Source organism: Alsobacter sp. (genome assembly GCF_059501845.1).
In genome coordinates this window covers 185,129-199,366 of the sequence record NZ_JCACDK010000017.1, presented here as the reverse complement: position 1 = coordinate 199,366, position 14,238 = coordinate 185,129, and the positions used below count along the sequence as shown (strand labels likewise).

Annotated in this window: 9 protein-coding genes; 4 read left to right on the top strand and 5 right to left on the bottom strand. The window is 68.6% G+C overall.

Annotated features, from left to right (window positions below; translation table 11 throughout):
* Window positions 1-68: 68 nt before the first annotated feature.
* From AC5JCN_RS14420 to AC5JCN_RS14410, 3 genes are all read right to left on the bottom strand, one after another.
* Entirely contained in the window at window positions 69-1,034 is a 966-nt protein-coding gene (locus AC5JCN_RS14420) for a sugar-binding protein (protein WP_495755764.1), read from the bottom strand.
* Window positions 1,035-1,173: 139 nt separating this feature from the next.
* The gene (locus AC5JCN_RS14415) at window positions 1,174-1,935 is read right to left on the bottom strand and encodes an SDR family NAD(P)-dependent oxidoreductase (protein ID WP_495755763.1); all 762 of its coding nucleotides are present in this window, start codon (window positions 1,933-1,935) and stop codon (window positions 1,174-1,176) included.
* Between the two features lie 214 nt (window positions 1,936-2,149).
* Entirely contained in the window at window positions 2,150-4,300 is a 2,151-nt protein-coding gene (locus AC5JCN_RS14410; RefSeq protein ID WP_495755762.1) for a sugar nucleotide-binding protein, read from the bottom strand.
* 227 nt (window positions 4,301-4,527) lie between these two features.
* Here AC5JCN_RS14410 and AC5JCN_RS14405 point away from each other — a divergent pair, with 227 nt between their 5' ends.
* Entirely contained in the window at window positions 4,528-5,529 is a 1,002-nt protein-coding gene (locus AC5JCN_RS14405; RefSeq protein ID WP_495755761.1) for a Gfo/Idh/MocA family oxidoreductase, read from the top strand.
* 7 nt (window positions 5,530-5,536) lie between these two features.
* Here the strand turns inward: AC5JCN_RS14405 and AC5JCN_RS14400 are convergent, their stop codons facing one another.
* Window positions 5,537-6,490, bottom strand: coding sequence for an aldo/keto reductase (locus tag AC5JCN_RS14400; protein ID WP_495755760.1), 954 nt, complete (start codon window positions 6,488-6,490; stop codon window positions 5,537-5,539).
* Window positions 6,491-6,720: 230 nt separating this feature from the next.
* Between AC5JCN_RS14400 and AC5JCN_RS14395 the strand changes: the two genes are divergently transcribed.
* From AC5JCN_RS14395 to AC5JCN_RS14385, 3 genes are all read left to right on the top strand, one after another.
* Window positions 6,721-8,748: a hydantoinase/oxoprolinase family protein gene (locus tag AC5JCN_RS14395; RefSeq protein WP_495755759.1), complete on the top strand. Its 2,028-nt coding sequence runs from the start codon at window positions 6,721-6,723 to the stop codon at window positions 8,746-8,748.
* Window positions 8,749-8,750: 2 nt separating this feature from the next.
* Window positions 8,751-10,712, top strand: a complete 1,962-nt coding sequence (locus AC5JCN_RS14390) for a hydantoinase B/oxoprolinase family protein (RefSeq protein ID WP_495755758.1) — start codon at window positions 8,751-8,753, stop codon at window positions 10,710-10,712.
* A 242-nt stretch (window positions 10,713-10,954) separates the two neighbouring features.
* The gene (locus AC5JCN_RS14385; RefSeq protein WP_495755757.1) at window positions 10,955-13,243 is read left to right on the top strand and encodes a methyl-accepting chemotaxis protein; all 2,289 of its coding nucleotides are present in this window, start codon (window positions 10,955-10,957) and stop codon (window positions 13,241-13,243) included.
* A 6-nt stretch (window positions 13,244-13,249) separates the two neighbouring features.
* On the opposite strand, the gene AC5JCN_RS14380 is transcribed toward AC5JCN_RS14385, so the two are convergent.
* Window positions 13,250-14,191 (bottom strand): nucleoside hydrolase, encoded by a 942-nt coding sequence (locus AC5JCN_RS14380; protein WP_495755756.1) that lies wholly within the window; start codon window positions 14,189-14,191, stop codon window positions 13,250-13,252.
* Between the last annotated feature and the right edge of the window lie 47 nt (window positions 14,192-14,238).

The window sequence follows — 14,238 nt, the reverse complement described above, 5'->3', positions numbered from 1 at the left end:
AACCCGGGACCTGTCGTCCCGGGCTGCCTCGCCGTCCGCGCTCCTCGCCGATGCGGGAGCGCTCGTCCTTACTTCTTCAGGAGGTCGCGGATCTTCTCGGCGAACTCCTTGACATTCGACTTGTCGACGATCTGGGTCGGGACGATGTCCAGCTTGTTGGCCGGCACGACCGACTTGTCGCCCTCGATGTACTTGGCGAGCTTCATCATCGACTGGTAGCCGAACTCGTAGGGCTGCTGCACGACGGTGCCGTCGATGGCGCCTTCGGCGATGCCCTTGAGGGTCTGCTGGTCCTCGTCGAAGCCGACGATCTTGACCTTGCCGGTCTTACCTGCGGCCTTGGCCGCGTTGTAGATCTGCGGGGTGTTGTAGGCCCACAGCCCGACCAGCAGGTCGATGTCGGGGTACTTGGTCAGCGTGTCCTCGACATTGGCCTTGGCCTTGGCCTGGTCGCCGCCGTCGGTGCGGATGTCGATGATCTCGATCTTCGTCCCGGCGATCGCCTCCTTGATGCCCTGGGTGCGTTCGCGGGCATTGGCGGCGTCCATCGTGCCGACGAAGAGCATCGCCTTGCCGCCGTTCGGCAGAGCCTTCTTCATCAGCTCGCCCGCCTGGCGGCCGGCGGCGACGTTGTCGGTGCCGATATACATCACGCGGTTGGAGTTGGGCGCGTCGGCGTCCTGCGTGAACAGCACGGCCTTCTCGGCCACGCGGTTCAGGATCTCGGTCGAGTTGTCCGGGTTCACCGGGCTGATCGAGACGCCGGCCACGCCCTTGGCGAGCAGGTCCTCGAGGATGCGCTTCTGCGCCGCCGCCGACATCTCGCCGGGGATGTACATCTCGATGTTGTAGTTCGGCAGTTCCTTCTGCGCCTTCTCGGTGCCGCGGCGGGCGATCGTCCAGAAGTCGGCGGGGACGTTGACGACGAAGGCGAGAGTCTTCTTCTCGGCTGCGGCGCCGGGCTGCACGAAGGCGGCGCCGAGGGCCAGCGCCGAGGCGAGGCCGAGCAGGGTGCGTTTGGTGACGAGAGCCATTTTGCGTTTCCTCATCGTGGGTCCTTGAAGGTCCGGCCGCACCGGCGCGGGGGGCGCCGGGTGGTGCGGCCCCACTACCGCACCGGCCGTGTCGGATCGCCACCGGAACCCGCCTGCGGGTTACCGGCGACGGCGAAGCTCACACCCAGCCGCCGTCCACGACGTAGCTCTGGTTGGTGCAGCCCGAGGCCTCGTCGGAGGACAGGAAAAGCACCATCCGCGCGATGTCGTCGGGTACGAGGCGTCGTGGGATGCACTGGGACTTGCGGCGGATTTCCTCGTTCTCCGGTGTCATCCAGAGGGAGAGCTGCCGGTCCGTCATGATCCACCCGGGGGCGATCGAGTTGACCCGGATATTGTGGGGGCCGTAGTCGCGGGCCAGCGAACGGGTGAGGCCGAGGACGGCCGACTTGCAGGCCGTGTAGACGGCCATGCCGCCCATGCCGGCCATCCAGGAAATCGAGCCGAAGCAGATGATCGACCCGCCGCCGGCGGCCTTCATGTCTGGCAGCACCGCCTGCGAGGCGAAGAACTGGTGGCGCAGGTTCACCGCGATCCGGTCGTCGAAGTACTCCGGCGTCACTTCCTCGGTGGCATGCCGGTCGTCGTGCGCGGCGTTGTTGACGAGGATGGTGACGGGGCCGTTGACCTCTCGGATGCGCCCGATGGCTGCCTTGAGCGTCGGAATGTCGCGGACGTCGGCCTGTTCGAAATGGACGGTCCCGCCCGCATCGCGCACCGAGCCGACCACGCGCGCGGAGGCTTCCGCATTGATGTCGACGAAGCCGACCTTCGCGCCCTGCTTCGCGAAAGCCCTGACAATGCTCTCGCCGATGCCGGACCCGCCACCCGTAACAAGCACGGATTGGCCCTTCAGGTCCGGGTAGATAGCTCCGGCCATCGCGTTTCTCTCCCCATGGGCACGCTTTTCGCGCGCTCTCGAAATGCGGACCCCAGGTTGAGGTCCGCACCTCAGGGTCTGATTGCCAGACCGCATAAAGAGGTTGCAGAGATTGAGGCTTGCCGCAAGTGGCTGTGTGACCGGCCGTCAGAAATCCATGCGCGGGACGCGCACGGCCTCGGTCAGCCCTGCGATGGGCGGGAGGCCCCTCAGGTCAGGCTGCAGCGGCGGCGAGGCGGTCCCAGACCGTTCCGAGATGAGGCATCAGGACGCCTCGCTCGCTGGCCAGCACGAGGGTGAGAGCCGGTTCCGCTGCTCCTGCGTCCTCGTCCGACCCCGGTCCGGCAGAGATCCTGGACAGGAAGCCGGGAACGTCGATCGCACCCTCGTTCGCCAGGTGCCAGATCCCGCCGCTGCCGTCGATGACGAGGTCGAGCAAGGCATGCACGAGGTCCGGGATGTAGGCGGGCGAAAGCACCATCGTCTCGCCCTCTTTCAGGCCCGCCGCCCGCGCCATCTCCTGCACGCTGCGATGAGCGTGGTCGGCCGGGCCTGCGCCAAACAGCGGGCCGGCCCTGGCGATCACGGCGCCGGGATGGGCAGCCAGCATGGCCTGCTCGGCTTCCGCCTTGGTCCGGCCGAACAGCCCCAGGGGGCACACGGGGTCGCTCTCCGTGTAGGGTACCCCGCGCGTTCCGTCGAAGACCTGGTCTGTGGAAGTGGCCGCAAACGCAATGCCCGCAGACGCTGCGGCCCTGGCCAGCGTCTCCGCTCCCGCGACATTGTCGCGCCAGACCCGGCGCGGGTCCTCGTCCGCCACGAGCGTGCCCGGGTAGCCCGCGCAGTGCAGCACGGCCCAGGGCTTCGTCTCGCCGATCGCCGCGTGCACCGAGTTGGGTATGGCCGGGTCCAGCCTGTCCCGGCCGGCGATGGTAAAGGCGAGGCCCCGCGCTTCGCAGGCCTGGGCCATGGCCTGGCCCAGGCGGCCATCCCCGGCGATGAGGACTGTTCTGGCTTGCACGAGCGCTGGTGCCGGCAGGGTGGCTGCCGGCGGCGGGTGGTAGAAGCGCCCGGGCTGCCGCCACCATGGCAGGCCGTCAACGGCGGGGTGATCGAAGCGCCCGTCCCGGGCCAGGCTTGCCGCCGCCTTCGCCAGGGCCGTGGGCCGGGGAGGCCCGCCGCGGGTGCGGACGTCGAAGGCGCCGGGCTCGTAGAAGCCCTCGGCGCGCGTCAGCAGGGAGTTCCAGTCGACCGCGCCGAAGAGGGACCAGACCGTCACGGCGCGGATGTCGGCACCTTCCCCCCTGACCGCCGATGCGGCCGCCCACACCTCTGCCAGCCAGCGCAACTGCTCCTCGCGGGTGCAGCCGAGATGCGCTTCGGTTACCGCAACGGGCAGGCCGTAGCGCTCCCATGCTTCCCGCAGGCGCGCGGCCGGGCCGGTGTCGCCGCCGGGCAGGTCTACCCGCACGGCCTCGACGTCGGCATAGGTGTGGAACGCGTTGCCTCCCCAGGAAAAGGCCGGGTAGCGCTCCCGGTCGTCATCGAGGAAGCGATCGCTGGTGAGATAGTGGTTGATGCCGACGATGCCGGGCGGGCAGGGAGCCTCGAGGAGCGCGTCGAGGTCGGCCTCGGGCACCCCGTTCGACACCAGCTCCGGCCACATCGGGTGATGGCGGTCCAGGCGGCCGCACAGCAGGTCGAAGGTCAGCCAGCGCCTCTCGTTCTCGTAGTCGGCCTGGTAGGAGAGGGGAAGGGTCGCGAACACCTTGCCCATATCCTCGGTCTGGACGAGCCGCGCATCCGGCCGCACCTCGCGAACCGCGCGCATCGCCGCGACAACGGCAAGGCACTCGTTCACGAGGATGCGGAAGAACACGTCCATGCCACGCCCGTGGGGGTACCAGTGGCCGTAGAGCCCGCTGAAGCGCGCGGTGGTCAGCGGCTCGTTGACGGGCGTCCAGAGGTCCAGGTGAGGGTAGCGCTCCGCAACGCGCCGGGCGTGGGCGGCCAGGAGGCCGGGCATCGCGGGGTCGAGCAGGTTCGTGTAACGCGGCCCGCTGCCGTGGTGCAGAAGGCCCGCGATCGGCCGGATGCCGAGGTCGGCAAGCTGGCGCATGCGCCCGTCATGACGCTCCCACCGGCATTCGTCCGGGTTTTCCGGCGAAACGTGCTCCCAAAGAACGGGATAGCGAAGCGTGCGGATGCCGAGCGCGGCGACCCGGGCGAGGTCGTCATCGCGCCCGTCGTGACCGGTATCCGCGAGCTGGTCGCGAAACCGATCCCCGACCCGCGCAACGGTGCACTCCAGCCCGCCCCACAGCTCCAGACGTCCGGGCCGGGCCAGCCGCTCGGTCTCGATCATGCTCGTCCTCCGGCACGCGGCGCCGGAGCGCCGAACGAGGGTGAACGGCTGCGAGGAAACGGAGGTTCCTGCTCGGCGGGGCAAACGACCAAAGCGTGGCGCGGAAGACCGGTGTCTCAGCGCAACCTTCGGCAGGCTTCAGGGCCGGGGCAGAGTATCGCCCGCCGTCGCCCTCGATTTTTGGCGGACGATCGTGGAAGGATGCTGAAAACACGCGGGAGGACACCATGGTTTTGGGAATCGGAGTGATCGGGGCGGGCGTCATGGGCGGCGACCATGCGCGCGTGCTCGCCGGCTCCGTCAGGGGCGCAGAGGTGCGTGCCGTCGCCGATGCCGACACGGCCCGCGCCGGTGCCGTGGCCAAGGCCGCCGGTGCGTCCCGCACCCACACCGATGCGCTCGCGCTCATCGCCGATCCCGCCATCGACGCCGTGCTGATCGCATCGCCGGACGACACGCACGTTCCCTACACGCTCGCCTGCATCGCAGCGGGAAAGCCCGTGCTGTGCGAGAAGCCGCTCGCTCCGGACGCCGAGGGTTGCCTTGCCGTCATGGCGGCCGAGCAGAATGCGGGCCGGCGTCTCGTGCAGGTGGGCTTCATGCGACGCTTCGATCCCGGCTACACCGCCATGCGCCGCCAGCGCGAGGCGGGAGGGCTCGGCTCTCCGGTGATGCTGCATTGCGCCCACCGGAATGCCGAGGCGCCGCCCTGGTTCACCTCCGAGATGGTGATCACGAACTCCGCCGTGCACGAGATCGACATCGTCCGCTGGCTGCTCGACGACGAGTACGCGTCAGTCACGGCCTTCATGCGTGCCGCACACGGCAAGCCACCTCCGTCCGACCGGCAGTTCCTGGTGTTCGAAACCCGTCGCGGAACGGTGGTGGATGTCGAGCTCTACATGAACGCGCGCTACGGCTACGACGTGACGGCCGAACTCGTGTGCGAGAGCGGCACGGTCTCGCTCGCCCAGCACGCACCGGTCGAAACACGGTCGTCGCTCGCCCAATCCCGTGCCTACGCGCCCGACTGGCGGGCGCACTTCGCCGATGCCTACCGGATCCAGGCTCAGGCCTGGGTCGACGGGATCCGCTCCGGCGAGCCGACCGGAGCCAGCGCCTATGACGGTTATGTCGCGACCGCCGTCGCAGGCATCTGCCTGCGGGCGGCGGAGACGGGGGCCCGCACGCCCGTCGAGCTGATGGAACGGCCGGCCTTCTACGCCTAAGCCGCCCTCACGGGCCGGTGGCGTCCAGCGTGCGCATCGCCTCCGGCGAGAGCTTCAGACGGGTGGCGCCGAAGAGGTCGTCGAGTTGCCCGATGCGGGTGGCACTGGCGATCGGCGCGGTGATGCCGGGACGCGCCATGAGCCATGCGAGGGCGACCTGCGCCTGCGTGGCCTCGTGTTCCCGCGCCACGTCGTCCAGCGCCTGCAGAATGCGTTGGCCACGCTCGTCCAGGTATTTCGCCACGCCCTCGCCCCGCTTGCTCTGCGCGAGGTCCGATTTCGAGCGATACTTGCCGGTGAGAAAGCCGCTGGCCAGCGAGAAATAGGTGATCACGCCGAGGCCTTCGCGCACGCAGAGGTCCTGCAGAGCGCCTTCGAAGCCAGCCCGCTCGTAGAGATTGTAGTGGGGCTGCAGCGTCTCGTAGCGCGGCAGACCGGTCCGTGCGCTTACCTCCAGCGCCCCGCCGAGCCTTGCCGCGTCGAGGTTGGATGCGCCAATGGCCCTGACCTTCCCGGCCTTCAGCAGCGTTTCGTAGGCCGACAGTGTCTCCTCGAACGGGGTGCCGGGGTCGTCCCAGTGCGACTGGTAGAGGTCGATGTAGTCGGTCTGCAGCCGGCGCAGTGAATCCTCGACCGCCTGCATGATCCAGGCCTTGCTCAGGCCCTTCTTCCCCGGCCCCATTTCGGAGCCCACCTTGGAGGCAAGCACCACGCGATCGCGCCCACCGCGCGCCTTGAGCCAGCGTCCGATGATGGTCTCCGATTCGCCGCCCGTGTTGCCCGGCGCCCACGAGGAATAGAAGTCCGCCGTGTCGATGAAGGTGAAACCTTCCTCCCTCAACCGGTCGAGCAGGGCAAAGGAGCCGGCCTCGTCGACCGTCCAGCCGAAGACATTGCCGCCGAAGCAGAGCGGGGGAACTTGAAGGCCTGTGCGGCCCAGCGGGCGCGTGGCGACGGTCATGGTGCTCTCCAGGGATCGGGGGATGCTTCAGGATAGGCGCTTCGCCATGGCCGGCAAGCCGGGTCGCCGGACCAGGGCCGGGGAGACCCGCAATCGCGGCTCGATTCTTGCCCCCTCAAGCTCAGGCCTTGCCGAGCGTGAAGACTGCCATTCTGATGGAGCGCTTGCAGGCCGGTGTTTGCCGGGCCAGCCTTGCGCCATGCCGGGTTCGCCGGAAAAGGGAGAATTGAATGCCCCGTCTACGCGTCGCGGTCGACATCGGTGGGACTTTCACCGACTTCTGCATCCTCGACCAGGATTCCGGCACCATCCGGATTGCCAAGACCTCCTCCACGCCCGACCCGATCGACGGCGTCATGACGGGGCTGGACAACGCCAAAGTCGATCTGTCGGAGGTCGTGCTGTTCTCGCACGGCACGACGGTGGCGACGAACGCCCTGATCACGCGAAAGCTGCCTCGCACCGCCATGGTGTGCACGAAGGGCTTCCGTGACGTGATCGAGATCCGCCGGGCGAACAAGGAAGATCTCTGGGACACCTACAAGGACGTGGCGCCGCCCTACGTGCCGCGCCGCGACCGCCTCACCGTGACAGAGCGCATCGACGCCACCGGCAAGGTCGTCGAGCCGCTGGACGAGGCGGAAGCGCGCGAGGTTGCCCGTGTCCTGCGCAAGCGCGGCGTCGCAGCCGTCGCCGTGTGCTTCATGAACGCATTCATCAACGGCGACAACGAGAAGCGGATGAAGGACATCCTGGTCGAGGAGTTGCCGGGCATCCCGATTTCCACCTCCTCGGAGGTGCTGCCCGAGATCTTCGAGCACGAGCGCTTCTCGACCACCGTCGTCAATGCGGCGCTGAGCCCCGTCCTCGTCGACTACACCACGCGCCTCGGCGACCGCCTCTCCAACGCCGGCTACAAGAGCGACCTGCTGCTGCTGCACACCGGCGGCGGCGTCATGACGGCGCGCGGCGTCAGGGACTTCGCCGGCCGCCTCGCGGGCTCCGGCATCGCGGCGGGTGCCATCGCCAGCCGGCACATCGCCGCGCAGTGCGGCTATCCCAACTCCATCGGCCTCGACATGGGCGGCACCAGCTGCGACGTGTCGCTCGCCTATGAGGGCCAGTCCCGCGTCACCAAGGACTGGTACATCGAGTTCGGCTATCCCATCCGCTTCCCCTCGATCGAGGTCATGACCATCGGGGCCGGGGGCGGCTCTCTGGCCTGGATCGACGAGGCCGGCGGCCTGCGCAACGGGCCCCAATCGGCGGGCGCCCGGCCCGGGCCGGCCTGCTACGGCAATGGCAACATGGTGCCCACCAACACGGACGCCAATGTCACGCTCGGCCGGCTCGGCACCAACCTCGCCGGTGGCAGCGTCAAGCTCGACGGGAACCTCGCCCGCGAGGCGGTGCGCACCGGCGTGGCGGAACCTTTCGGCCTGGGGCTGGAGGAGGCGGCCGATGCCATCATCCGCGTCGCCAACGCCAACATGGCGGATGCCGTGCGCCTGATCTCGATCAGCCGCGGCTATGACCCCCGCGACTTCGCCCTCGTCGCATTCGGCGGTGCGGGAGCGCTGCACGGAGCGGCCATCGCGAAGGAGCTGTCGATCCCCACCGTCATCGTGCCGCCGAACCCCGGCATCACCTCGGCGATGGGATGCCTGCTCGTGGACGTGCAGCACGATCTCGCGCAGACCTACCTGAAGGGGGCGTCGGAGGCCAACCCGGCCGACATCGAGGCGGCCTTCCTCGCACTCGAGAAGGACGCCGCCGAACGCCTCTCGCACGAGAACGTCACCCCGGACCAGATCGTGATGCAGCGCACGATCGACATGATGTACCAGGGCCAGTGGCGCTCGCTGGCGGTGAACGTCGGCAATCCCGTGGGCAAGATCGAGGATCTCGTCGAGGCGTTCCACACCCAGCACAAGCGCGAGTACAATTTCCGCCGCGACGAGGCGCCCGTCGGCCTGTTCAGGCTCAACCTGCGCGCCATCGGCCTCGTGCCGAAGGCCGACCTCAAGGTCAACGAGATGACCGGCAAGGTGCCCGCGCCGATGGAAAAGCGCCGCGTGTGGTTCGCTGAGACGGGTCCCGTCGATGCGCCGGTCTACTGGCGACCCGACATCGGAGCCGGGGGCAAGTTCACCGGCCCCGCCATCGTCGAGCAGTTCGACTCCACCACCGTCGTGCCGCCCGGCATGCAGGCGGAAGTCGATCAGTACCTCAACCTCATCCTGCGCGTGGAGGCGTGATCATGGCCGCCGAGAACAAGAGCGCCGCGCTCGACCCCGTCACCTTCGAGGTGCTGAAGAACTCCTTCATCACCGCCGTCGACCAGATGGCCGAGCAGATCCTGCGCACCTGCTACTCCTTCGTCATCTACAACCGCGACTTCTCGAGCGCGCTGAACGACGCCAAGGGCGACAGCTTCGCCCAGGGCAACCAAGACATCGCGGTCCACGTCGGCACGCTGCACTACACCTGCAAGGACGTGATCCGTTTCTTCGGCAACGACATGGCGCCGGGCGACGTCTTCGCCGTCAACGACCCCTATGCCGGCGGCACGCATTTCAGCGACGTGCGCCTGATCCGGCCGGTGTTCGTGAAGGACGAGATCATCGGCTATGCCCAGTCCAACGGGCACTGGTCCGACGTGGGCGGCTCGGTGCCGGGCTCCTTCGACGTCTCGGCCCGCGAGATGTTCAAGGAAGGCCTGCGCATCACGCCGGTCCGGCTCTTCAAGGAAGGAAAGATCTGCCGCGACATCGCGCACCTGATCGCGTCCAACACGCGTGATCCCGTGTCGATCATCGGCGACATGGAGGCACAGTCGGAGGCCACCAACGTCGCCGCCCGCGAACTGCTGCGCCTCGTCGACAAGTATGGCCGCGACACGGTCGTCAACGGCATGGCGGCCGTGCAGGACTATGTCGAGCGCGCCGTGCGCCAGCGCCTCTCGGCCTTGCCCGACGGCACGTGGGAGACGGTCGACTACATCGATCGTGATCCGTCCTCGGGAGAGGGGATGATCCCGATCCGCACGAAGATGACGATCAAGGGCGACCGGGTCATCTACGACTTCACCGGCAGCCACCCGACCATCGCCTCGATCTACAATTCCGCGTTCGGTGCCACCTTCTCCGCGGTGGTGGCGGGGATGAAGACCTTCTTCCCCGACCTTCCCCTGAACTCCGGCTTCTACAGGGTGATCGAGATCATCGCGCCCGAGGACACCGTCGTCAGCGCCAAGTGGCCGGTGGCGGTGACGGGCTTCCTGATGCCCTTCGAGAAGATCATGAACTCGATCTACGAGATGTGGTCGCAGATCATGCCGGAGAGGGCGATCTCCTGCGCCTTCAACCTCGAGTACCTGCTCACGGGCGGCACCGACCTGCGCACGCCGGGCAAGCCGATCTTCATGTTCTACGACTGGCTGCCCGGCGGCTGGGGCGGCCGCAACGGCAAGGACGGGTGCAACGTCACGACGGCCTGCTTCGGCACCGGCCTGATGGCACAGCCCGTTGAAGGACAGGAGCGCGGCAACCCGATCCTGACGACCGAGTTCGAGGTCCTCACCGACTCCCCCGGGCCCGGCAAGTGGCGCGGCGGCGCCGGCGTACGCAAGACCTCGGTCCTGCGCGAGGCCGACAAGACGGTCATCTCCTACATCTGCGACCGCGAACGCGCCGTCGTGTGGGGCACTGAAGGCGGCCTTCCCTCCATGCCGCATGGCCTTCACCTGCGCCGGGCCGGCGACGACCACGACACCTGGCTGGGCTCCGTCTTCTCCGACGTTCCGCTCAACTCCGGCGACGTGTTCAGCCGGCCGACGGGCGGTGGCGGCGGCTACGGCGACCCGCTGGAGCGCGACCCGGCGAAGGTGCGCGAGGACGTCGCCGACGGCTATGTCTCGCTGGAGCGCGCGGCCAAGGACTACGGCGTGGTGCTGAAGGTGGTCGACGTCGATCTGTGCGACTACGAGATCGACGAGGCTGCGACCAAGTCCGAACGGGAGAAGATCCGGGCAGCCCGGAAGGGCTGGCTGGGCGAGGATCCCGCGGCGGTGGCCGAGCGCTTCCGCAAGGGCGAACTCGACCAGCTCGACCTGGTGCGCCGCTACGCCGTGATCCTCGACTGGGGCACGGGGGAGCTGCTGCCCAAGAGCACTGAGCAGTTCCGTGAGATGTTCAAGCGGCGCTCGGCAGCCCACTGGTAACGGAACAAGACCGGATCGGCCGGCGCGGCGGGTTTCCGCCCGCCTGCCGTTTTTCGTCACGCGAGGCTTGGGCGCGCAACAGTTCTCAAGCCCTGCCGACGCGGCCTAGGCCGGGCGTGCAGACATTCCCCAATTGCCGCGCCAAAGCTGTCCGCGCTACTACGCATGTGTCTGTAACTTAACGGCTTCTTCAGCCGGACGAGCGTCAGCTCGGCGGGTTCACCCCGTCGTTGGAACGCTTCATGTTCTCCTCGCTCAGCATCGGCCGCAAGCTCGGCCTCCAGGCCACCCTCGGCGTCGCCCTCGTGGCCGGCCTGGTCGCCAACCAGCTCTGGCAGTCGTCCGTCACCAGCCGCCTGAAGCAATTGTCGTCGCGCGCAGAAGCGGTGCTGGAGGACGTGCTCGGCTTCGAGGTCGCTCTCGGGGCAGCCCAGATCGCCAACCGCGACATCCTGCTCAGCACCAGCCCCACGCTGCTCTCCTTCGCCGAAGCCAGGCTGCCTGACATCCGCAAGGAGATGGACGAAAGGTTATCCGAGGCACAGGCCACGGCGGCGATAGAGGCCAACCGGCAGCGCCTGGGCCAAGCGCGCGAGCTTGCCGCCCAGTACCTCGACGCCGTCACCGAGAACGCCAAGCTCCGCGGCCAGCGCCTTTCGGTGCAGGCGGACCAGATCGGCCTGGCGAAGGAGTGGGACACGACGCTGGCCGACCTGCTGGGCCGGCTCAAGACCCTGGACGCTTCGGCCCGCGGCGAGATCGAGCGGACCGTCCTCATGGCCTCCGACGACATGCGGGCCGCGCGCTCGTCCCTCTGGCGGATGCAGACGACCGGCGAGGACGACCTCGCCGGGCGTGTCGTCCAGCTCGTGTCTTCCGCGCGGGCGAAGCTCTCGGACGCGTCGTCCTATGCTGCGGACGCTGAGGTGACCCAGTCTTTGGCCGCCCTGTCCCGGCACGCGGGAAAGCTCAACGATGTCATGACGCGAGCCGGCGAGGCGGCGTCCGAGCAGGAGAAGCTGTTCCGTGAGCGCAGCACGCCGCTGCGCGACCAGCTGGTGCAACTCGGCGCAGCGACCCGCGAGGCGGCGGCGGCCCTGCGCAACCGCTCCCGGGCGGAGACGGAAAACGCCGTCTGGAAAGCCAACGCCGTCGCCATCGCTTTCGGCATCGTGACCCTCCTCGTTCTGGTCGGCGTCGCCCTGTCGACCACCTACACCGTGGCCCGGCCGGTGCGCCGCATCGCCGAAGTTCTGGGCCGTCTCGTCGGAGGCGACACGGGCGTGGACGTGCCGTTCACCGCGCGTGGCGACGAGGTGGGCGAGGCCGCCCGCGCCGCGCTCGCGTTCCGCGACAGCCTCGTCCAGACGGCTGCGCTGGAGCAGCAGGAGCGCGCCAACGCCCAAAAGCAGGCGGAGCTTGCCCGCGAGATGGCGCAGATCGTGGCCGAGGTGGGCTCGGTCGTCGGCGCGGCCGCCAACGGCGATTTCGGCCGCCGCGTCGAGGCCCGCAGCACGCAGGTCGGACTGACCCGGCTCGTCGACGGCGTCAACGAAATCAACGAGGTCGTCGACCGTGCCACGCGCGAGTTCGCCGGCACGCTGGAAGCCGTCGCCGCCGGCGACCTCACCCGCTCGATCGAAACGCCCTATGCCGGCCGCTTCGACGCGCTGAAGCGCGCCATCAACGAGACCGTGGAACGGCTGGCCCGAACCGTCGGAACGATCAAGGCCACGACCGGCGACGTGGCTGTGGCGGCTCAGGAAATAACCACCGGGGCGGACGACCTGTCCCGACGCACCGAGGGCCAGGCGGCATCCCTGGAGGAGACCGCGGCAACAACCGAGGAACTGGCGGCATCCGTGAAGGCGAGCGCCAGTGCGTCGCGCCAGGCGGTGCAGCTTGCCGAGGAGGCGCGCTCCGTGGCCGAGCGCGGCGGCACCATCGTTCAGGAAGCCGTGGCAGCGATGGCGCGCATCGAGGGTGCCGCCAAGCGCATCTCCGACATCACTTCGGTCATCGACGACATCGCCTTCCAGACCAACCTCCTCGCCCTCAACGCGGCGGTCGAGGCGGCTCGCGCCGGCGATGCGGGCAAGGGCTTCGCCGTTGTCGCTTCGGAGGTTCGCACCCTGGCGCAGCGCTCCAGCGAAGCGGCCAAGGACATCACCGGCCTGATCGACACGTCGGGCATCGAGGTGGCGGAAGGCGTCCGGCTCGTGCAGGCGGCGGGTGCATCCCTGGCCGAGATCGTCGGCGCTTCCCAGCGCGTCTCGGCGACAGTCGCCGACATCTCCACCGCGGCGGGCGAGCAGGCCAACGGCATCGACGAAATGAGCCAGACCATCGCGCACATGGACGAGATGACCCAGCAGAACGCCGCGCTCGCCGAGCAGAGCGCTGCCTCGGCCACGTCCCTCAGTGCCCAGATCGCGCGGCTGGACGAGCTCGTCGCGACATTCCGCGTCGGTGCCACCCAGTCAGGCAGCGGTGCCGGCCTGGCTCGACCGGCGGCGCGCAGGGCGGCCTAGCCCCGGTCAGGGCAGGCGGGCCAACCGCCCGGTGAGGAGGGCGTAGAAGCCCTCCGCATCGGCGTTGCGGAGATAATGGACGTTTCGCGGGCGGTCGGTGATCTGCCACCAGTCCGCAACCGTCATTCCCGCGGTGAGCTGGCTGCTCGTCTCGATCTCGACGTTGATCGTGCGGCCCGAGAAGAGCGCCGGCTCCAGCAGCCATGCGATGACGCAGGGATCGTGCAGCGGCGCGCCGTCCCAGCCGTATTTCCTGCGGTCGAAGGCCTCGGAAAACGAGAGCATGCCGTCGACCGCCTTGCCGCAGCGATTGCCGATCGCGGCGATGGCGTCCAGCCGCGGGCGCGTCGACAGCACCTGGTGGGTCACGTCGAGCGGGACCATCGTGATCGGCGCGCCGCTCTTCAGCACGATGTCGGCCGCCTCGGGATCGACGTGGATGTTGAACTCCGCCGCGGGCGTGATGTTGCCGACCTCGAAGTAGGCGCCTCCCATCATGACGATCTCCCGCAGGCCACGCACGATGCGGGGGTCCTTGACGAGCGCCAGCGCGACGTCCGTCAGCGGGCCGAGGGTGCACAGCGTCACGGAGGCCGGTTCGGCTGCCAGAAGCGTCTCGACGATGAAGTCCACGCCATGCCTCGGCTGGACGGGCATGGTCGGCTCGGGGAAGACGTGGCCGTCGATGCCGCCGGGGCCGTGAACGTGCTCGGCCGTCACCTGCTGCCGGCGCAGGGGCCGGGTCGCTCCGGCAAATACGGGGATGTCCGTGCGGCCGGCAAGCTCGAGGATGCGACGGGCGTTGCCGAGCGTGTGGGAGATCGGCACATTGCCCGCGACGGCCACGACGCCCAGCACCTCCAGCTCCTCGGGAGAGGCCAGGGCGAGGAGAATGGCCACGGCATCGTCCTGGCCGGGATCTGTATCGATAATGATCTTGCGCGGCACTGGCTCGTCCGGGTTGATGAAGGCTTCGGAGGGCGCAGTGTCCGGGC